Origin of the sequence: Photorhabdus sp. RM71S (genome assembly GCF_042879355.1) — a bacterium.
GTDB lineage: Bacteria > Pseudomonadota > Gammaproteobacteria > Enterobacterales > Enterobacteriaceae > Photorhabdus > Photorhabdus kayaii.
Genome location: NZ_JBHFKV010000033.1, coordinates 2,727 through 27,727 on the forward strand (window position 1 = coordinate 2,727; position 25,001 = coordinate 27,727).

Below are 25,001 nucleotides of genomic sequence, written 5' to 3' on the forward strand. Positions count from 1 at the left end.
TTACGATGTCTCCTCATCACAACTGATTGCCAGCGCCCTATTCAAAGCCTGAGCTAAAGCGGTTTTATTCTCATCATCCTCCAATAAACTAAAATGATCACCCGGTATCGCAATCAGCTCAAGCGAAGTATCAGACATTATCTTCGCCCAACCCAACGACGGTTCCATGTTCACTGACTCCGGTTTTTCATCCGTCATAAAAGAAATAGCGGGGGAAGGTTCTACCGCATAGAACTGATGCAGCGTTATTGCTAATGCTGGAGGCTCATAATCCGCAACTATTTGCGCGTAACACTCGATCTGCCCCCAACGTTTTGCGATCACATCCGCATGCAGATTTGCCGGATATAACGCTAATTCTTGTGCCGCTTCAATAAACTGCACAAAATTCAACTCATCGATTCGCCGGTATAACTCCGCAATCTCTTCCGAATACTCCTCCCCTGACTGTCGAGACAGTTCAATAAAGAACCGATATTTAGGTTGCATGATCTGTTCCCCTAAATAATGAGGCGCGGGCGCATCAATTAATCCCAGGAAATTGACCACTTCACCCGCATTCAAAAGCTGCTGAGCAACAGCATAAGCCAATATTCCACCAGAAGAGTAACCACATAGCCGATAAGGGCCTTCCGGTTGAACAGTCTTCATCAAGGTGATCATTCTCGCCGCCTGCTGCTCCATCGTTACCATCGGTTCTTCATTAATAGACGGCCAGGGCAGCGCATAAATCGGGTGGCCCGATGGGATACGTCGAGCCAGTCCGAAGACATAGGAGTAATCACCCATGCCACTAGGAACAAAAAACAGCGGCAGCCCTGTCCCATCAAGTCGTACCGATACAGCGCTGTTTTGCGGCTGAGACAGCAGATCTGAGGTAATTTTCGCAGCCAGTTCAGCCAACACCGGGAATTGGAACACAGCATTCAATGTGCAAACCAAACCCCGACCAGCAGCAAGATTTATCATTCGCATAGCAAACAGTGAATGGCCCCCCAACGTGAAGAAGTTGTCATACCGGCTTATTTGCTCAACCCCTAGCAACTCACACCAGATAGCCGCTAATGCAATTTCCGTTTCCCCTTGTGGCGCTTCATAAATCTGACGGGCAAACGCTTCATTGTCCGGGGCTGGCAAGGCCCGACGATCCAATTTACCGTTCGGCGTTAGCGGAAATGCATCCAGTCGCACAAAAGCTGATGGCACCATATAGTCAGGTAAAGCTACACTCAAGTGGGTACGCAGGTTATTGGCCAGCCCCTCATCCGCTGGCACCACGACATAGGCAATCAGACGCTTATCTTGCCCTTGCCCCAATGCCAATACTACTGATTCACTCACCGCCGGGTGTTCCACCAATCGAGCCTCAATTTCCCCCGGTTCAACGCGGAATCCTCGGATTTTTACCTGCTGGTCGTTGCGGCCCAGGAATTCCAAGCTGCCATCCGGCAGGTAGCAAGCTAAATCTCCGGTACGGTACATGCGCGCATCCGGTTGATCACTAAACGGATCCATCAGGAAACGTTCCGCCGTCAGCTCTGGGCGATTCAGATAACCCCGTGCTACACCAGCCCCTCCGACATACAATTCACCTGTTACCCCTAACGGCGCCGGCTGACCATATTTATCCAACAGATAGAGGGTTAAATCCGGAATACGCGTACCAATAGGACTGGTTATCTGTTCCACATCATGCGGATTCAGTTCCCGATAAGTCACATGAACCGTTGTCTCCGTGATACCGTACATATTCACCAACCGTGGTGATGTCTCTTCACGCAGGTGATACCACGGCCGTAACATACCCGGATCGAGGGCTTCTCCCCCAAAGATGATATAACGCAACTGGTCCGGTAATGGATTGGCAACATAACTGGCAATCAAGGCTTTAAAAGCGCTCGGCGTCTGATTCAACACCGTGACGCCATGCTGACATACGAATTGATGCAGCTCTTGAGGGGAGCGTGCGATCGCGTGCGGCACCAGAACCAGTTTAGCGCCATAGCGTAACGCTCCCCATAATTCCCATACCGAGAAGTCAAACGCAATGGAATGGAACAGGCACCAAACATCTTGCCGGGTAAAGTGATACCAGGATTCAGTCGCATCGAACAAACGCTGGATATTACGGTGCTCGACCATCACCCCCTTCGGCGTCCCCGTCGAACCCGAGGTGTAAATGACATAGGCCAGATGCTGTGCGGTTAATGCCGGTACCTGTGGGTTATCCTCCGGCTGATCAGGCAAGATATTAGGGTCGAGCACAGTCAGCGCAGTCAACATTTTCTCACCCAGCACACTCCGTCCGGTATCATCCGCCAGCACAATAGCCGGAGCGGCATCAGTCAGAATATGCGCCAGACGCTCCCCGGTATAGACCGGGTCCAACGGCACATAGGCCCCGCCGGCTTTCAGTATTGCCAATACCCCCACGACCATTGCCGGTGAACGTGACACACAAATCGCCACTCGCTGATCGGGCACGACACCCAATGCGATAAGCTGATGGGCCAACCGGTTAGCGCGGGTATTTAATTCAGCATAACTGAGAGTCTGATCTTCATGCACTAACGCTATCGCGTCAGGGGTTTGCTCCACTTGCTGTTCAAACAATTGATGAATACACAATGTCTCAGAATAGGCGGTTTCCGTCGCATTCCAAGTTTTCAGCAACAGTGTGCGTTCCGTTTCCGGCAGAATGCTCAATGTCCGTACCGGCGTTTCCGGAGCCTGTTCCAACGCGACTGCCAAACTCTCCAGTGCCTGTTGCATATAGCCGCATACCCGTTCCGGCTCAAACGGCTGGGCAACTTGAACGGTCAATCCCAAGGATTCACCAAAATCCTCCACCGACAGCACTAACGGATAATTGGTTCGCTCCTGCGCATCAAGAAATTCAATACCGTTTACAAGTTCATCCAACGTTGCTGAAAATGCATTATGCCGATAATTCAGCAAGCTACTAAAGAGAGGGATCTCACCTTGCACGCCACTGCAACGCTGAGCCAACGCCAGTGAAGCATGTTCGTGTTCCAGTAATCCGGCCAGCCGGGTATGGGCGGCCAGCACACTCCCCTGCACCGGCGTATCATCGATGTCCAGCCTCAGCGGCAAGGTATTGATAAACAGCCCCATTCCGTTGTCAGCCCCTTCTCCCGCCGCCATGCGCCCAAACAGCACGGTGCCGAACACCACTTGCTCTTGATCGCTGGTATGCGACAACACCTGTGCCCAAGCCAAATGACACAACGCCGCCAGACTGACCCCCAAACGCCGGGCTTGACCACGCAGACGGTCATTCAATTCAGGCGCCAGCATCCAGTGAGATTCCGTTACCTGTGAACCATCACGATGCACCTCCGTCAATCCGAATGGCAACGTGGGTTCATCCACCTCCGCCAACATCTCGGTAAAGAAACGGGTATGTTCCTCCTCACTCATCCCCAACCGGGCTTCAGCCACTAAATTACGGAAAGAGACCGGGGAAGTCAGGCTGTCTTCTCGTTCGGCAAGATACGCCTGAACCTCGCCGTTCATCACGTCCAACGTGGTATGGTCGCCAATCAGATGATGCAACAATTGCAGTACAATCCAACGACCATCAGTCTCCCGCGCCACCACAAACCGCATCAGCGGTGCTTGGTTCAGGTCAAGACGATAACGACGAGGATTAAAACGTTGAGCCAGTTGTTCACAAATCGGTCCATCCGCTGGGTCTAAATCCAATTCAGTCACCGATAAAGGTGCCTGACGCCAGACCACCTGAGCCGGCACAGACAACTCTTGCCAGATAAAGGCGGTACGCAGAATATCGTGACGATCAACCACCTGTTGCACCGCCGCCAGATAACGGTCTAGCAGAGTCCGATCAGCGAAGACCATCTGGCCGGCTAACAAATAGGGATCGCCTTCGTTTGCCAGTAAGTGGTGGAACAAAATACCGTCCTGCAACGGCGATAGGGCATAGATATCCTGAATATTGCTCACCCCGCCCGGCACTTGCCTGACGATGCGGTCAATGTCGGCTTGAGTCAAATCAATCAGCGGCAACATCGCCGGCGTCAACGCTGTCGTTGTCGGCGTAATAACGTTAGGCGGTACGATCACAGCTTGATGCTGCCCTAACGTTTGCGCCAAGTCTGACAGCATCGGCGACTGGAACAGATCACGCGCCGTCAGCGACAATCCCAAGTGACGCAGGCGTTCAACCATCCGTATCGCGAGCAACGAATGCCCCCCTAGGGCAAAAAAGCTGTCATATCGACTTATCTTCTCAATGCCCAGTAATTCACGCCAAATTGCCGCCAGCGCGATTTCTGTTTCTCCCTGAGGCGCAGCGTAAACTTGGTGGACAAAGGCGTCATTGTCCGGTGCCGGCAACGCTTGATGATCCAACTTACCGTTAGCCGTCAATGGAAAAGCGTCCAGCCGTACAAAAGCTGACGGCACCATATAGTCAGGCAAAATAGCATTCAGATGAGCACGCAAGTTGTTCACCAGCCCCTTATCCGCAGGCGCCGACACATAGGCCACCAGCCGTTTCTCCTGCCCTTCGCCGCGTGCCAACACCGCCGCTTCACGCACCGTTGGGTACTCGGCCAACCGGATCTCAATTTCCTCCGGTTCAATACGGAAACCACGGATTTTAACCTGCTGATCATTACGGCCCAGGAATTCCAGATTGCCATCCGGCAGATAACGCGCCAAATCCCCGGTGCGGTACATGCGAGCATCCGGTTGATCACTGAACGGATCAACAAGGAAACGTTCGGCGGTTAATTCAGGCCGATTAAGATAACCACAGGCTACCCCATCGCCACCCACATAAATCTCTCCGGTCACCCCCAACGGCACCGGCTGACCATACTTATCCAACAGATAAACCCGCGTGTTGGCTACCGGCCGCCCGATAGGAATGCGGGCGGCTCCCGATGTTAATGCAGTGATACGGTATGTGGTCGTAAAAGTGGTGCCTTCACTTGGCCCATAGCCATTTAATAGCCGTTGTGGCGGATTGGTGTTCAGTACCTGACCGATAACATGGGGATCAAGGGCATCTCCGCCGACAATCAGGAGCTTTATCTGTGGAAGAATCGGAAGCAACTCCGTTACTAACTGGTTAAACAATCCGACACTCAACCACAGAACGGTCATTCTCTGAACCCGTAGAGTCTGTACAAACGCCTGCGGCGTCAACAAAGTGGCGTGATCGATAACCACTAACGCGCCACCATTGAGCAATGGCGCCCAGACTTCAAACGTACTGGCATCGAACGCCGGATTAGCAGCAAAGGCTACCCGATCCTCCGATCCAATTTCTGCATAACCATTATTAATAACCAACCGAACCACCGCATGATGCGGCACCAAAACCCCTTTAGGTGTGCCGGTAGAACCGGAAGTGTACATGATATATGCCAACTCGGTGCTGGAACGCGGTAAGTCAAGGTTGCGGCGATCTTCCTCGTGAACCGTATCTGCCTCATCCGAGAGACGAAGCAGCGGCACAGTCAAGTTAGCCGGAATATCCGCCTGCGTATCGGTAAGCAACAACTTGGCTGAACAATCACTGATCAGCCAGTTTTTCCGCTCATCCGGCACACTAGGATCTATCGGCACATAAACGGCACCGGCTTTGAGAATCGCTAATTGGGCTACCACCAGTTCCATTGAGCGTGCTAGCAAGAGCGCAACATAATCACCGGAATACACCCCTTGTTTAATGAGCTGACGAGCCAACCGGTTAGCGCGGGCATTTAATTCGGCATAACTGAGGGTCTGTTCGTTATACACTAACGCTGCCGCGTCAGGGGTTTTTTCCACTTGTTGTTCAAACAACTGATGAATACATAACCTCTCAGGATAGGCGGTTGCCGTGGCGTTCCAAGTTTCCAGCAATAACTTGCGCTCCGCCGGAGAAAGGAGATCAATTTCCCTGACCGGCTGTTGGGGGTTAGCCACCATCGCTTGCAGCACTGTGTGCAGATATTCCACCTGCCGCTCCATTGTTTCTGAATCAAACAGGGCCGTGGCATAACTCAACGCCCCCACGATCCTGCCCTCCTCTTCTGACAAGCCCAGTTCAAGATCAAACTTGACAACGTCAACGGCTTGATCGACCGGTGATACCGCCAGCCCCGGTAATCCCCATTCCGTGTTCTCATTGTTCTGCCAGACAAACATCACCTGGAACAATGGGGTATGCGCCAGTCGGCGCGGCGGTTGCACGATTTCCACCACCTGTTCAAACGGTAAATCCTGATACTCTTGTGCCGCCAATGCGGTTTGCCGGATTTGCGCCAGCAACTCGGTTACGGTCAGCTCATCCGATACATCCATGCGCAACGCCAGCGTATTGACAAAGAAGCCAATCAACGGTTCTACTTCCTGACGATTGCGACCCGCACTCGGTGTGCCGATCACCATATCTTCCTGACCCGACAGACGCGACAGAACCACCGCCCAAGCTGACAACAGCGTCATGAATAAGGTGACGCCCTGCTGCTCACTCAGGTGTTTCAGGGCCGTTGTTAATTCCACATCCAGATCAACCGGCACGGCATCTCCGGCAAACGACTGCTCTAGAGGACGAGGCCGATCCGTAGGCAAATCCAACAGAACCGGCGCGTCAGCCAACATTGCACGCCAATAGTCAGATTGAGCCTGAATACGCTCAGCCGACAGCCACTGACGCTGCCAGGCAGCATAATCCGGGTATTGAATCGCCAACGGCGGCAATGGATCGGGTTGTCCGTCCATAAACGCCATATAGAGCGTGTTCAGTTCCTGTATCAGCACATTGGCAGACCAGCCATCGGAAATAATGTGGTGCAAAGTCAGCAAAAACTGATATTCGTCATCGGTGATCCGGATGAGAGCCGCGCGGATAAGCGGGCCACTTTCAAGATCAAATGATGCATGAGCCTCTTCCACGCTCAAACGCTCAAGGACTCTATCAGCATCTGGAATCCTACGCAGGTCATATTGAGATAACAGTAAGCCGTTATCCGGTTCCAACAACCGCACTTGCGGCTGACCATCAATAGAGATAAAGACAGAGCGTAACGCTTCATGACGGGCAAATAAGGTATTCAGCGCCTTTTGCCAAGCCACGATATCCAGTTGTCCAGATAAACGCAGGACCATCGGGATATGATAAGTTTCACTGACCCCCTCAAGCTGCGCCAGGAACCACAAGCGCTGTTGCGCAAATGACAACGGTAACGCCCCCTCGCGGGATATCGGCAAAATATTATCCGGTTGACCAGACCGAGTCTGCATGGCCTCAGCAAATGCCCTCAATGAAGGGGACTTAAACAGGGTAGTCAGCGGCAGTTCGACGCCTAAAGCGGCTACCCGGTTCATTACCCGCACCGCCAGCAATGAATGGCCGCCCAGAGCAAAGAAATTGTCATGCCGGCTGATCTGTTCAACGCCCAAGACTTCACGCCAAATCGCCGCCAGCGCGATTTCCATTTCTCCCTGAGGCGCTTCATAAACCTGACGGGCCACGGCTTCATTGTCTGGCGCCGGCAGCGCTTGACGATCTAATTTACCGTTCGGCGTTAACGGAAACGCATCCAGCCGTACAAAGGCCGACGGCACCATGTAATCAGGCAACTGAATGCTCAGATGTTCGCGTAAACTGTTAATCAACCCCTCGTGAGCTTCTGCCACCACATAGGCCACCAGCCGTTTTTCCTGCCCGTCACCTTGTGCCAATACCACCGATTCACTCACCGCCGGGTGTTCCAACAACCGGGCCTCAATTTCCCCCGGTTCAATGCGGAAACCGCGAATTTTAACCTGCTGGTCGTTACGGCCCAGAAATTCCAGGTTGCCATCCGGCAAGTAGCGCGCTAAATCCCCGGTGCGATACATGCGGGCATCCGGTTTATCACTAAACGGATCAATCAGGAAACGTTCCGCCGTCAAGTCAGGGCGATTGAGGTAGCCACGCGCCACGCCCTCCCCCCCGATATACATTTCCCCCACCACGCCCAACGGCACCGGTTGACCATACGCGTCCAGTAAGTAAAGGCCGGTGTTGGCTATCGGACGCCCGATACTTTCAATAATCCGGTCACCCCGCTGTATCGGTAACCAGGCAGAATAGGTTGTCGTTTCAGAAGGCCCATAGAGATTGCATAACCGCTGTATTTGTGTTTCCTGGAAAATCTGTTTAATTAAAGCGCCTTTAAGCGGCTCTCCCGCCAGATTGACAGTATGAACCGACGCCATCAGTGCCTGAGCCTGCAATAACGGTTTCATCGCAGACGGGACTGAGTTGATCAAGGTCACCGGCAGGGCATGCTGCATCAATGACAGCGCATCTTCCACCAGATAAATCGCCGCGCCACGGGACAACGGCATAAAACATTCAAAAATGGACAGGTCGAAATTCATCGACGTTGAGAAAAGCACCTCGCGGATCGCTTTCGTTTCAAAAGCCTGCTGCGCCCAGTGCAGGAAGTTAACCGTATTGCGGTGCTCAATCATCACCCCTTTGGGTACTCCCGTGGAACCGGAGGTATAAATCACATAGGCCAGATGCCGCGAAGTCAACGCAGGTACCTGTGGGTTACTGTCCGGCTGTTCAGGCAAGGTATTCGGGTCCAGCACCACGAGTCCGGTCAGCGCTTCCTCGCCCAATGCAGACCAGCCTGCCTTATCCGCCAGCACCACGGTAGGGGCAGCATCGGTCAAAATATGCGCCAGCCGCCCGCCAGGATAAGTCGGGTCTAGCGGCACATAAGCCCCGCCCGCTTTCATTACCGCCAGCAATCCCACCACCATCGCCGGTGAACGTGACACGCAAATCGCCACTCGCTGGTCAGGGACAACACCGAGTGCAATAAGCTGATGAGCCAGCCGGTTAGCGTGGGCATTTAATTCGGCATAACTGAAGGTCTGCTCTTCATACACTAACGCTGTCGCGTCAGGAGTTTGCTCTACCTGTTGTTCAAACAGTTGATGAACACATAACGTCTCAGGATAAGCGCTTTCCGTCGCGTTCCAAGTTTCCAGCAACAGCGTACGTTCCGCTTTCGGCAAGATTTCCAATGCCCTAACAGGCATGTCCGGCACTTGCTCAAGCGCATCCACCAGACTTTCCAGTGCTCGTTGCATATAACCGCATAGACTTTCCGGATCAAGCGGCTGCACGACCTGCGCCGTCAGCCCCAAGGATTCGCCAAAATCTTCCACCGACAGCATTAACGGATAGTTGGTCCGCTCCTGTCCACCGATAAATTCAATACCGCTGATGATGTCATCCGACGCTGCCAGCAAGGTATTGTGCCGATAGTTCAGCAAGCTATTAAAGAGAGGGATCTCACCCTGCACGCCGCTGCAACGCTGAGCCAATGCCAGTGACGCGTGCTCATGTTCTAATAATCCGGCAAGTCGAGCATGGGCAGCCTGCACGCTGCTCCGTACTGGGGTCTCATCGATATCCAGCCGCAACGGCAAGGTATTAATAAATAGCCCCATACTGTTGTCTGCCCCTTCCCCTGCCTGCATACGCCCAAACAACACCGTGCCAAACACGACATTCTTCTGACCACTGGTACGCGCCAACACCTGCGCCCAAGCCAGATGACACAAGGCCGCCAGACTGACACCCAGATGTCTCGCCTGATGGCGCAAACGGTCATTTAACCCGGCTGGCAACATCCGGTGAACTTCCGTCACCTGCGAACCATCACAATGCACTTCCGTCAAACCAAACGGCAGAGTCGGTTCATCGACCTCCGCCAGCATGTCGGTAAAGAAACGGCTGTACTCTTCCTGACTCACGCCCAACCGGACCTGAGCCACCAGATTGCGGAAAGGTGTCGGCACAGGCAGGCTCTCTTCCTGACCTGTCAGATACGCCTGCACTTCACGGTGCATCACTTCCAGCGCTTCATGGTCGCCGATTAAGTGATGATGCAATTCCAGTAACAACCAACGACCATCAGTGTCCTGAGCGATGACAAAACGCAACAGCGGTGCTTCGCTCAGGTCGAGACGATGATGACGCGGATCAAAACGCCGGGTTAACTGCTCACTGATCGGGCCGTCAGCCGGATTTAATGTCAGCTCCGTCACTGACAATGGGGCCTGCCGCCAGACCACCTGCGCCGGCACTGATAATCCTTGCCAGAGGAAAGCGGTTCGCAGAATATCGTGCCGATCAATTATCCATTGAACCGCCGCCAGATAACGATCTAACAGCGCTCGGTCAGCAAAAGCCATTTGCCCCGTCAACAAATACGGATCACCTTCATTTGCCAACAGATGGTGGAACAAAATGCCATCCTGCAACGGCGATAGCGCATAGATATCCTGAATATTGGCGATCCCGCTCGGCACCTGCCCGATGATGTGGTCAATGTCAGCTTGGGTCAAATCAATCAGCGGCAACATCGCCGGCGTCAGCGCCGTGGTATCCGGTGTAATACGGTTGTCAGGCACCTGAATTTCATTATGCTGAACCAGAGACTGCGCCAAAATACAGAGTGTTGGATGCTGGAATAACGTTTTTACCGATACACTCAGACCAATATGCCGCAATCGTTCAATCATGCGCACAGCAAGCAGAGAATGACCACCCAACGAAAAGAAGCTGTCATGCCGGCTAATCTGTTCAATGCCCAGCAACTCACACCAGACAGCCGCCAGCATCGTTTCTATCCTCCCTTGCGGGGCTTCATAGATCTGACGGGCAAACGCCTCTTCCCCCGGCGCCGGCAACGCCCGACGATCCAACTTGCCATTTGGGGTCTGCGGTAAAGTCTCCAGCCGCACAAAGGCTGCCGGGACCATATAGTCAGGTAAAACTGCACTCAAATATTCACGCAAACGGGTTGCCAACCCTTCATTCACTTCTGCCACCACATAGGCTACCAGCCGTTTGCTCTGCTCATCTTCCCATACCAGCACTGCCGCCTCTTGCACCGCCGGGTGTTCTTCCAGCCGGGTTTCAATTTCCCCTAGCTCAACCCGGAAGCCGCGAATTTTGACCTGCTGGTCGTTACGACCCAGAAACTCCAAGTTGCCATCCGGCAAATAGCGGGCCAAATCCCCAGTAACATACATCCGTGCGCCGGGTACTGAACTAAAAGGATCTGGTATAAAACGTTCCGCGCTCAATTCTGGCAGGTTAAGGTAGCCTCGTGCCACACCCACGCCGCCAATATACATTTCGCCAACGCCGCCTAACGGGACTAACTGACCGTATTTATCCAACAGGTAAACGCGGGTATTTTTAAGCGGTCGGCCGATAGAGCAATCATCGACTGGGGATAAAACCTCCTTACAAGTCGCCGTTACGGTATTTTCCGTCGGCCCATAGGCGTTCAACAGTCGGGGCCGGTGGACTTCCCGCACAAACCAATCCTGAATAGCGCTCTTTTTGACCGCCTCACCACCAATGATAATGAGTCGGAGACAATCCGGTAGCGGTAATGCATTATTGTCTCTGGCAATCAGTTCAGACCAGAATAACGCTGGCAGAGACATCACTGTGATACGGTGCTGCCAAGCTAAGCCAATAAACGCCGACATCGACGCCAGCCAACTATCATCACGCATGACCAACGTGGCACCATTGCATAATGTCGAGAAACATTCCTCCACTGAAACGTCAAATTCAAAAGAAGCAAATTGCAACAGCCGATCTTGCGCCGTCACCGCATAGGTCTCATTAAAGCCCAAATGACGCTGATACACCGCCTGATGTTCCACCATCACCCCTTTCGGCTGCCCGGTTGAGCCGGAGGTATAGATGATGTAAATCAGGTGTTGTGGCGTCAACGCAGCTACCTGCGGATTGTGGTCCGACTGGTCTGGCAAGGTATTCGGATCAAATACCGTCAGCCTGCTCAACGCCTCATCACCTAATGCCGCCCGTCCAGTCGCATCAGCCAACACCACTGACGGCGTTGTATCATTCAGGATATACGCCAAACGTTCTAACGGATAGGTTGGGTCCAGCGGCACATAGGCACCACCGGCTTTCAATACCGCCAACAGCGCTACCACCATGACCGGTGAACGCGACACACAAATCGCCACCGGCTGGTCAGGTACGACACCCAATGCGATAAGCTGATGGGCCAACCGGTTAGCGCGAGCATTTAATTCGGCATAACTGAGGGTTTGCTGTTGATATACCAATGCCGTGGCTTCCGGGGTTTTCTCCACCTGTTGTTCAAACAGTTGGTGAATGCATAACGCCTCAGGATAGGCGGTTTCCGCTGCGTTCCAAGTTTCCAGCAATAGCTTGCGCTCCGCCGAGGCCAAGATATCAATTTCCCCGATCGGCTGTTGGGGGTTAACCACCATCGCTTGCAGCACCGCATGCAGATATCCCACCTGCCGTTCCATTGTCGCGGGATTAAACAGGGTAGTGGCATAACTCAATGCCCCTATAATCCTGCCCTCCTCCTCTAACAAGCCTAGTTCAAGATCAAACTTGACAATATCAAAGGGTTGATAGACCGGTGAGACTGCCAGCCCCGGTAATCCCCATTCTGAGTTCTCATTGTTCTGCCAGGCAAACATCACTTGGAACAATGGGGTATGCGCCAACCGACGCGGCGGTTGCACGATTTCTACCACCTGTTCAAACGGTAAATCCTGATGCTCCTGCGCCGTCAATGCGGTTTGCCGGACTCGCGCCAGCAACTCACTCACCGTCAGTTCACCCGATAAATCCATGCGCAACGCCAACGTATTGACAAAGAAGCCAATCAACGGCTCCACTTCCTGACGACCACGGCCCGCACTCGGCGTACCAATCACCACATCGTCCTGACCTGACAAACGTGACAGAACCACTGCCCAAGCTGACAACAGCGTCATGAATAAGGTGACGCCCTGCTGCTCACTCAGGCGCTTAAGGGCTGCCGTTAATTCCACGCCTAAGTTAACCGGCACGGCATCTCCGGCAAACGACTGCTCCGGCGGACGAGGTCGATCTGTCGGCAGATCCAACAGAACCGGCGCGTCAGCCAACATTGCACGCCAATAGTCGGATTGAACCTGAACCCGTTCAGCCGACAACCACTGACGCTGCCAGGCGGCATAATCCGGGTATTGAATCGCCAATGGCGGCAACGAAGCCAGTTGCCCGGCTATAAACGCGGTATAGAGCGCGTTCAGTTCCTGCATCAATATATTGGCAGACCAACCATCGGAAATAATGTGATGCAAAGTCAGCAAAAATTGATATTCGTCATCGGTGAGCCGGATGAGAGCAGCACGGATAAGCGGGCCACTTTCGAGGTCAAATGACGCGTGGGCCTCCTCTGTACTCAGACGCTCAAGGACCTCATCAGCATCCGGAACGCCGCGCAGGTCATATTGAGATAACAGTAAGCCGCTATCCGGCTCCAACAGCCGCACTTGTGGCTGACCATCAATAGAGACAAAGACAGAACGCAATGCTTCATGACGGGCAAACAAGGTATCCAGCGCCTTTTGCCAAGCCGCGATATCCAGTTGACCAGATAAGCGCAGGGCCATCGGGATATGATAAGTTTCACTGACGCCCTCAAGCTGCGTCAGGAACCACAGGCGCTGTTGAGCAAACGACAACGGTAATTCCCCTTCTCGGGATATCGGCAGGATGGACGGCAAGAGCGTGTCCGACTGACCCATCCGAGCCTGCATGATCTCAGCAAAATCCCTTAATGATGGGGATTTAAACAGGGTAGTCAGCGGCAGTTCAATCCCTAAAGCGGTTACCCGATTCATCACTCGCATTGCCAGTAACGAGTGACCGCCCAAGGCAAAGAAATTGTCATGTCGGCTGATCTGTTCAACCCCCAAGACTTCACGCCAAATCGCCGCCAGCACCATTTCCGTTTCCCCTTGTGGCGCTTCATAAACTTGACGAGCAACAGCTTCACTGTCCGGTGCCGGTAACGCCCGACGATCCAGCTTACCATTCGGCAGTAATGGGAATGCATCCAGCCGCACAAAAGCCGCCGGCACCATATAACCCGGCAATAGGGCGCTCAAATGAGTACGCAGACTATTCACCAACTCGTCATTTGCCTGCGCTTCTACATAGGCAACCAACCGTTTATCCTGCCCATCATCCAGAGCGAGTACCAATGCGCCGCGTACCTCCGGGTGTTCTGTCAGTCGGGCTTCAATTTCCCCCGGTTCAATACGGAAGCCGCGGATTTTAACTTGCTGGTCATTACGGCCAACAAATACCAGATTGCCGTTTGGCAAGTAACGGACCAAATCCCCGGTTCGATACATCCGCGCATCAGGTCTATCGCTAAACGGATCAGGCAGGAAACGCTCAGCCGTCAATTCCGGCCGGTTCAGGTAGCCACGGGCGACGGCGATTCCCCCAATATAAAGCTCACCAGTGACACCGATTGGAACAGGTTCCCCTCGGGTATCGAGAATATAGATTTGGGTATTGGATATTGGCCGACCAATCGGTACGTTATCAACAAAACGGCTCGGGTGATTAGTATCAAACACAGTACAACCCACGACGGTTTCGGTTGGGCCATACTCGTTAATGATGCGTGATCCAGACGATAATGTTCGCCAGAGTGCAACCGTGGAACCGGGTAGCGCCTCTCCGCCCACGATAAAGCAGTGCGCAGGGCATTCTTGTCCCGCTGTTTTTAATTCCTGACCCATTGCTGAAAGATGGCTAGGGGTAATTTTAACCAGAGCACCCGATTCCATTGACAGCAACGCAGGGAGCAGTTCAACCAGCTCCTGCCCGTCACGGATCAAGCGGATCTTGCCGCCACACAGTAAAGGCAGGTAAAGACTGGTGACGGTGGCATCAAAGGCTAGCGGTGACGAAACGATACTATCGAATTGCCTTTCTGTGAGGTAATCACTCAGCGCCCATCGCAGGTAGTTGCAGACCCCTCGATGTTCCAACATCACCCCTTTCGGTGTCCCCGTCGAACCCGAGGTATAAATGATATACGCCAGATGTCGTGAGGTTAATTCAGGTAGTTGCGGGTTGTAGTCCGGCTGGTTAAGCCGCGCATTTGGGTCAAGTACGGTGAGTTCTGCCAATGCCTGCTCACCCAACGCAGCGCGTCCGGCCTTATCCGCCAGCAAAATAGTTGGCGCGGCATCAGTCAGAACATACGCCAGACGCTCCGCCGGATAGGTTGGGTCCAGCGGTACATAAGCTCCCCCCGCTTTCAATACGGCCAACACTCCCACCACCATTGCCGGTGAGCGTGCCACGCAAATTACTACCCGCTGATCGGGGACGACACCCAATGCAATCAATTGGTGAGCCAGCCGGTTAGCTCGGGCATTCAGTTCCTCATAACTGAGGGTCTGTTCTTCATAAACCAGTGCCGTGGCATCAGGATTTTTCTCTGCCTGACACTCGAATAACTGATGAACGCATAACTGCTCAGGATAGACGGTTTCAGTCTCGTTCCACGTTTCCAGCAACAGCCTCCGTTCCGTTTCAGGCAGAATATTCAGTATCCGTACCGGCGTTTCCGGCACCTGTTCAAGCACCTCTACCAAACTTTCCAATGCCTGCTGCATATAACCGCATAGTCTCTCCGGCTCAAATGGCTGCACGACCTGAGCAGTCAATCCCAAAGTAGAGCCACCATCCTCCACCGACAGCACAAACGGATAGTTAGTGCGCTCTTGCCCTCCCAAGAACTCAATGCCCTGCACGGCCTCATGCGGGGCCATCGGGTTCGCATTATGCCGGTAGTTCAACAGGGTACTAAAGAGCGGAATATCACCCTGTACACGACTGCAACGCTGGGCCAATACCAGCGACGCATGCTCATGCACCAGCAATCCAGCCAGCCGGATATGTGTTGTCTGTACGCTGTCTCGTACCGGGGTATCATCGATATCCAGCCGCAGCGGCAAGGTATTAATAAACAGCCCCATACCACTGTCGGCACCGTCTCCCGCCTGCATACGTCCAAACAGTACAGTGCCGAACACGACTTTCTTCTGACCACTCGTATGCGACAACACCTGAGCCCAAGCTAAATGACACAACGCCGCCAGACTGACGCCCAAATGTCTCGCCTGATGACGCAAACGGTCATTTAACTCGGCCGGCAACGTCCGATGGGATTCGACCACCAGCGAGCCATCACGATGCACTTCCGTCAGCCCAAACGGCAGGGTCGGTTCATCGACCTCCGCCAGCATGTCAGTAAAGAAGCGAGAGTGTTCTTCCTGACTCACCCCCAGCCGGACCTGGGCCACCAGATTGCGGAAAGGCGTCGGCGTAGGCAAGTTGTCCTCTTGATCCGTCAGATAGGCTTGGACTTCGCGGTGCATCACTTCCATCGTTTCATGGTCGCCGATCAAATGATGCTGCAATTCCTGCAACAACCAACGACCATCCGTTTCTTGAGCGATGACAAAGTGCAGCAATGGCGCCTGTCTCAAATCGAGACGATACCGACGCGGATCAAAACGCCGGGCTAGCTGCTCGCTGACCGGACCGTCAGCCGGGTCCAGAACCAGTTCAGTCACTGATAATGGAGCCTGACGCCAGACTACTTGAGCCGGGACTGACAAGCCTTGCCAGATAAAGGAAGTACGTAAAATGTCGTGCCGATCAACAGCCTGTTGAATCGCCGCCAGATAACGATCCAACAGCGCCCGGTCAGCAAAGGCCATCTGCCCCGTCAACAGATACGGATCACCTTCATTCGCCAGTAGATGGTGGAACAAAATGCCATCCTGCAACGGCGACAGCGCATAGATATCCTGAATATTTTTGAGCCCGCCCGGTATCTGCTCAACGATAAAGTCAATCTCTGTCTGAGTCAGATCAATTAACGGCAGCAGATCCGGTGTCAACGCCACCGTATCCAGCGTAATACGGTTGTCAGGCACCGGGATTTCATCATACTCAGCCAGAGACTGCGCCAGAACACGAAGTGTTGGGTTCTGGAATAGCGTTTGTACCGATATCCCCAGACCGATACGCCGCAATCGTTCAATCATCCGTACAACGAGCAATGAATGACCGCCGAGCGCAAAGAAGTTGTCATGTCGGCTAATCTGCCCAATGCCCAGCAACTCACGCCAAACAGCCGCCAGCATCGTCTCTATCTTCCCTTGCGGAGCTTCATAGACCTGACGAGCAAACGCTTCCTCTCCCGGCACCGGCAATGCCCGGCGGTCCAGCTTACCATTCGGGGTCTGCGGGAAAGTATCCAGACGTACAAAAGCCGCCGGTATCATGTAGCCGGGCAAAATAGCACTCAAATGGGTACGTAAGCTATTAACCAATTCATCATCTGCTTGCGCCGCCACATAAGCAACCAGCCGTTTGTCCTGCCCGTCATCCAGCGCCAATACCAGCGCTTCGCGTACCGCAGGATACTCTGTCAGCCGGGCTTCAATCTCTCCCGGTTCAATACGGAAGCCGCGAATTTTAACTTGATAATCATTACGGCCCAGGAATTCCAGCTCGCCATCCGGCAGGTAGCGGGCTAAATCCCCGGTGCGATACATCCGCGCACCGGATACCGCACTAAAGGGATCGGGCAGAAAACGCTCCGCACTTAATGCCGACTGGTTAAGATAACCCCGCGCCACCCCGACGCCGCCAATATACATTTCGCCGGAGCAGCCTAATGGCACCGGTTGCCCCTCTTTGTCCAGCAGATAGACGCAGGTATTTTTAATTGGCCGACCGATAGAACGATCATCCGCCGGCGAGACGACTTCTTTACAGGTCGCCGTCACGGTATTTTCCGTCGGACCATACGCGTTCAATAGCCGGGGCAGATGACCTTCCTGCTTAAACCAATCCTGAATGGCGTTCTTTTTGACCGCCTCACTGCCAATGATGATGAGCCTGAGACACTCCGGTAGCGGTGATCCGTTATCGCCGGCCGCCAGTTCAGACCAGAATAAGGTCGGCAGGAACATGACCGTGATACGATGTTGCCGGGTTAAGGCAATAAATTCCGGCATCGAAGTCAGCCAGCTATCATCCCGAATCACCAGCGTAGCCCCGTTGCATAATGACGAGAAGCACTCTTCCACTGAAACATCAAACGCAAAAGCAGCAAATTGCAACACTCGATCTTGTGCGCTGACGGCATAGTGTTCGTTAACGCCCAGATAACGTTGATACACCGCTTGATGTTCTACCATCACCCCTTTCGGCTGCCCGGTTGAACCCGAAGTATAGATGACATAAGCCAGATGCTGTGGCGTCAACGCAGAGACCTGCGGGTCGCTGTCAGGCTGGTCAGGCAAGAGATTCGGGTCCAATACGGTCAACCCCGAAAGCGCCTCCTCACCCAATACTGTCCGCCCAGTACTATCCGCCAGCAAAATAGATGGCGCGGCATCAGTCAGGATATAAGACAGACGCTCACCCGGATAAGCGGGGTCCAATGGCACATAAGCTGCCCCGGCTTTCAACACCGCCAGCACGCCCACTACCATCGCAGGTGAACGTGTTACACAAATCACCACCTGCTGATCGGGTATTACACCGAGCGCAATCAGTTGATGAGCCAGTCGATTAGCACGGGCATTCAACTCTGCATAGCTGAGAGTTTGTTCCTGATACATTAGCGCTGTAGCATCAGGATTTTTCTTTACCTGTTGTTCAAACAACTGATGAATACATAACGGGTCAGGATACGGGGTTTCCGTGGCGTTCCAAGTTTCCAGCAATAACGTGCGTTCATCCTCAGGCAGAATGCCTAGTGTCCGTACCGGTGTCTCCAGAGCCGACTCAAGCGCCTCCACCAGATTTTCCAGTGCCTGCCGCATATAGCCGCATACTCGTTCCGGTTCATATGGCTGGACAACTTCAGCCGTTAACCCCAGTGCATCACCAAAATCTTCCACCGACAAGGAAAACGGATAGTTACTACTCTCTTGCCCACCAAGGAATTCGATACCACTCATGGTTTCATCCGAAACCACCGCCAATGAGTTATGTCGATAGTTCAACAAAGCACTAAAGAGTGGCATTTCACCCTGTACCCTGCTGCAACGCTGGGCTAATGCTAATGAAGCATGCTCATAATCTAACAATTCGGCTAATCGGGCGTGTGCTGCCCGTACACTGTCCTGTACCGGGGTATCATCGATATCCAGCCGCAACGGCAAGGTATTGATAAATAGCCCCATGCCACTGTCAGCGCCTTCCCCCGCCGCCATGCGCCCAAATAGCACGGTACCGAATACCACTTTCTCCTGACCACCGGTACGCGACAACACTTGTGCCCAAGCCAAATGACACAAAGTTGCCAAACTGACGCCCAGACGTCTCGCCTGACTGCGCAGACGATCATTCAACACCTGAGATAACATTTGGTGTGATTCCGTCATCTGCAAGCCATTACGATGCACCTCTGTCAATCCAAAGGGTAACGTGGGTTCATCCACCTCAGCCAGCATGTCGGTAAAGAAGCGGATATACTCTGCCTGATTAACCCCCAACCGTGCCTGAGCAATCAAATTACGAAAAGGTACCGGAACGGGCAGGCTATTCCCTTGCCCGATAAGATACGCTTGAATCTCCTGGTTCATGACCTCCATCGTCGTATGGTCGCCAATCAGGTGGTGCTGCAATTGCAATACTCGCCAGCGGCCATCGGTTTCCTGAGCCACCACAAACTGCAACAACGGCGCTTGATTCAGGTCAAGACGATAATGACAGGGATTAAAACGTTGAGTCAATTGATCACAAATCGCCCCATCAGCCGGGTCGAACATCAATTCAATGACCGATAAAGGTGCCTGACGCCAGACTACCTGAACCGGCACAGATAATCCCTGCCAGAGAAAAGCGGTCCGTAGGATATCGTGACGTTCAATCACCTGTTGCACCGCCGCCAAATAACGGTCTAGCAAAGAACGATCAGCAAACACCATCTGGCTGACCACCAGATACGGATCACCTTCGTTTGCCAGTAAGTGGTGGAACAAAATACCGTCCTGCAACGGTGACAGGGCGTAAATATCCTGAATATTAGCCACCCCGCCCGGCACTTGCCCTATGAGGCAATCAATATCAGCTTGAGTCAGATCTATCAGCGGCAACATCCCCGGCGTGAGTGTCGTCGTCGCTGGCGTAATCACATTCGGCGGCACCACCACAGCCCGGTGCTGTCCCAACGTTTGCGCCAGTTCAGACAACACCGGAGACTGAAATAGATCACGGACCGCCAGTGTCAGCCCCAGATGACGCAAACGTTCAATCATCCGTACCGCTAGCAGAGAATGACCACCCAGTGCGAAGAAACTATCGTGCCGACTGACCTGTTCAATATCTAACAACTCACACCAAATGGCCGCTAATGCAATTTCCGTTTCCCCTTGCGGTGCCGCATAAACCTGACGAGCAAAAGCTTCACCATCCGGTGCCGGCAAGGCTCGACGATCCAATTTACCGTTCGGCGTTAATGGAAACGCATCCAGCCGCACAAAGGCTGTTGGCACCATATAATCCGGTAAAATGGCGCTCAAATGGGTACGCAGGCTATTCGCCAGCCCATCATCCGCCGGCGCCACGACATAAGCAACCAGACGCTTATCTTGCCCTTGCCCCAATGCCAACACCACCGATTCACTCACTGCCGGGTGTTCCAGCAGTCGGGCCTCAATTTCCCCCGGTTCAATGCGGAAACCGCGGATTTTAACTTGTTGGTCGTTGCGACCCACAAACACTAAATCCCCCTCCGGCAGGTAACGGGCCAAATCTCCGGTACGGTACATGCGGGCACCCGATTGATCACTAAACGGATCAATCAGGAAACGTTCCGCCGTCAGTTCAGAGCGATTCAGATAACCTCGTGCTACACCGGCCCCCCCAACATACAACTCTCCTATTGTCCCCAACGGCACCGGCTGACCGTATTTATCCAACAGATAGAGAGTTAAATCTGGAATACGTGCACCAATAGGGCTGGTTATCTGTTCCACATCATGTGGATTCAGCTCCCGATAAGTCACATGAACCGTTGTCTCCGTGATGCCGTACATATTCACTAACCTTGGTGACGTCTCTTCACGCAGGTGATACCACGGTCGCAACATACCCGGATCGAGGGCTTCTCCCCCAAAGATGATATAACGCAACTGATCCGACAATGGGTTGTCAACATAACTGGCAATAAAGGCTTTGAAAGCGCTCGGCGTCTGATTCAATACGGTGATACCGTGCTGACACACGAATTGATGTAGCTCTTGAGGGGAGCGAGCGATCGCGTGCGGCACCAGAACCAGTTTAGCGCCATAGCGTAACGCTCCCCATAATTCCCATACCGAGAAGTCAAACGCGATGGAATGGAACAGACACCAAACATCTTGCTGGTTAAAATGATACCAGGATTCCGTCGCGTCAAACAAACGCTGGATATTACGATGCTCGACCATCACCCCCTTCGGCGTCCCGGTCGAACCCGAGGTATAAATTATATAAGCCAGATGCTGTGCGGTTAATGCCGGTACCTGTGGGTTACCATCCGGCTGATCAGGCAAAATATTAGGATCGAGCACAGTTAGCGCAGCAAGCGTCTTTTCATCCAGCGCACTACGTCCGGTATCATCCGCCAGCACAATAATCGGAGCGGCATCAGTCAGAATATGTGCCAAACGCTCCCCGGTATAAACCGGGTCCAACGGCACATAGGCACCACCGGCTTTCAGTATTGCCAATACTCCTACCACCATTGCCGGTGAACGCGACACACAAATCGCTACTGGCTGATCGGGTACAACGCCCAGTGCGATAAGCTGATGGGCCAACTGGTTAGCACGGGTATTTAATTCGGCATAACTGAGGGTCTGCTCTTCATACACTAATGCTATCGCGTCAGGGGTTTGCTCTACCTGTTGTTCAAACAATTGATGAATACACAATGTCTCAGGATAGGCGGTTTCCGTGGCATTCCAAGTTTCCAGCAACAACCTGCGCTCCGCAGGGGACAAGATATCAATTTCTCCGATGAGCTGTTGAGGGTTAGCCGCCATCGCTTGCAGCACCGCATGCAGATATTCCACCTGTCGTTCCATCGTCGCCGAATCAAACAGGGCGGTGGCATAATTCAACGCCCCAACAATCCTGCCCTCCTCTTCTGACAAGCCCAGTTCAAGATCAAACTTGACAACATCAACGGCTTGATCGACCGGTGAGACGGCCAGCTTCGGCAGTTCCCAGTCCGTGCTCTCATTGTTCTGCCAGGCAAATATCACCTGGAACAACGGCGTATGCGCCAACCGGCGCGGCGGCTGTACAATTTCCACCACCTGTTCAAACGGTAAATCCTGATGCTCCTGTGCCGCCAATGCGGTTTGTCGAACTCGCGCCAGCAACTCACTCACGGTCAACTCACCCGATAAATCCATGCGCAATGCCAGCGTATTGACAAAGAAGCCAATCAACGGCTCCACTTCCTGACGACTACGGCCCGCGCTCGGTGTGCCAATCACCACATCGTCCTGATCTGACAAACGTGACAGAACCACCACCCAAGCTGACAACAACGTCATGAATAAGGTGACGCCCTGCTGCTCACTCAGACGTTTCAGGGCCGTTGTTAATTCCACATCCAGATCAACCAGCACGGCATCTCCGGCAAACGACTGCTCCAGTGGACGAGGCCGATCAGTAGGCAAATCCAACAGAACCGGTGCGTCAGCCAGCATTGCACGCCAATAGTCAGACTGAACCTGAATACGCTCAGCCGACAACCACTGACGCTGCCAGGCGGCGTAATCTGGGTATTGGATCGCCAACGGCGGCAATGGATCGGATTGCCCGTCCATAAATGCCGTATAGAGCGTGTTCAGTTCCTGTATCAGCACATTGGCAGACCAGCCATCGGAAATAATGTGATGCAAAGTCAGCAAAAACTGATATTCATCATCGGTGAGCCGGATGAGAGCCGCACGAATAAGTGGGCCACTTTCAAGATCAAATGATGCGTGGGCTTCCTCTACGCTCAGACGCTCAAGAATAACATCAGCATCCGGTATCCCGCGCAGGTCATATTGAGATAACAGTAAGCCACTATTTGGTGCCAACAACCGCACTTGCGGTTGACCATCAATAGAGACAAAGACAGAACGTAACGCTTCATGACGGGCAAATAAGGTATCCAATGCCTTCTGCCAAGCCATGATATCCAATTGACCACACAAGCGCAGGGCCATTGGGATATGATATGTCTCACTGACGCCCTCAAGCTGCGCCAAGAACCACAAGCGCTGTTGAGCAAATGATAATGGTAATTCTCCTTCACGGGATATCGGCACGATGGCGGGCAGGATAGTACCCGGTTGTCCCTTCCGGGCCTGCATAACCTCAGCAAATGCCTTTAACGAAGGAGACTTAAACAGGGTGGTTAATGGCAGTTCAATACCCAAAGCGGCTACCCGGTTCATTACCCGCACCGCCAGCAATGAATGGCCGCCCAGAGCAAAGAAATTGTCATGCCGGCTGATCTGTTCAACACCTAAGACTTCACGCCAAATCGCCGCCAGAGCCATTTCCATTTCTCCCTGAGGCGCTTCATAAACCTGACGGGCCACGGCTTCATTGTCCGGCGTTGGCAACGATTGGCGATCCAGCTTACCGTTAGGTGTTAACGGAAACGCATCCAGCCGCACAAAGGCCGATGGCACCATGTAATCGGGCAATTGAATACTCAGATGTTCACGTACACTGTTAATCAACCCCTCGTGAGCTTCTGCCACCACATAGGCCACCAGCCGTTTTTCCTGCCCTTCCCCCTGTGCCAATACCACCGATTCACTCACCGCCGGGTGTTCCACTAATCGGGATTCAATTTCCCCCGGTTCAATGCGGAAACCGCGAATTTTAACCTGCTGGTCGTTACGGCCCAGGAACTCCAGATTACCATCCGGCAAATAACGGGCTAAATCTCCGGTGCGATACATCCGGGCATCCGGCACCTCACTAAACGGATCAATCAGGAAACGTTCCGCCGTCAAGTCTGGGCGATTAAGGTAGCCACGCGCCACTCCCACGCCCCCGATATACATTTCCCCCACCGTGCCCAACGGGGCCGGTTGACCATACTCGTCCAGTAAGTAAAGACAGGTGTTGGCTATCGGACGGCCAATACTTTCAATAATCCGGTCACCCCGCTGTATCGGCAACCAGGCAGAATAGGTTGTCGTTTCAGAAGGTCCATAGAGATTACATAACCGCTGTATTTGTGTTTCTGCAAAAATCTGCTCAATTAAGGCGCCCTTAAGCGGTTCCCCCGCCAGATTGACAGTATGAACCGATTCCATCAGCGCCTGAGCCTGCAATAACGGTTTCATCGCTGACGGAACTGAGTTGATCAAGGTTACCGGCAAGGCATGCTGCATCAATGACAGCGCATCTTCCACCAGATAAATCGCCGCGCCACGGGACAACGGCATAAAACATTCAAAAATGGACAGGTCGAAATTCATCGACGTTGAGAAAAGCACCTCGCGGATCGCTTCCGTTTCAAAAGCCTGCTGCGCCCAGTACAGGAAGTTAACCGTATTGCGGTGCTCAATCATCACCCCTTTGGGCACCCCAGTGGAACCAGAGGTATAAATCACATAGGCCAGATGCCGCGAAGTCAGCGCAGGTACCTGTGGGTTACTGTCCGGCTGTTCAGACAAGGTATTCGGGTCCAGCACTACGAGTCCGGTCAGCGCTTCCTCGCCCAATGCAGACCAGCCTGCCTTATCCGCCAGCACCACGGTAGGGGCAGCATCGGTCAAAATATGCGCCAGCCGCCCGCCAGGATAAGTCGGGTCTAGCGGCACATAAGCCCCGCCCGCTTTCATCACCGCTAACAATCCCACTACCATTGCCGGTGAACGCGACACGCAAATCGCCACCCGCTGATCCGGCTCTACCCCTAGTGTAATAAGCTGATGAGCCAACCGGTTAGCATGAGCATTTAATTCGGCATAACTGAGGGTCTGCCCTTCACACACCAAGGCCACCGCCTCTGGCGTTTTCTCCACCTGTTGTTCAAACAATT

General features: G+C 53.2%; 1 protein-coding gene (only partly in view). It reads right to left on the minus strand.

Annotated elements, in window-relative coordinates; all coding sequences use genetic code 11:
- Positions 1 to 25,001, minus strand: partial view of a non-ribosomal peptide synthase/polyketide synthase gene (locus tag ACGF5R_RS16545; protein ID WP_387691844.1) — the 3' portion only. Its footprint extends 11,404 nt past the window's final position; 25,001 of the gene's 36,405 nt are visible here — the last part of the coding sequence; its start codon lies off the right edge, out of view; its stop codon occupies positions 1 to 3.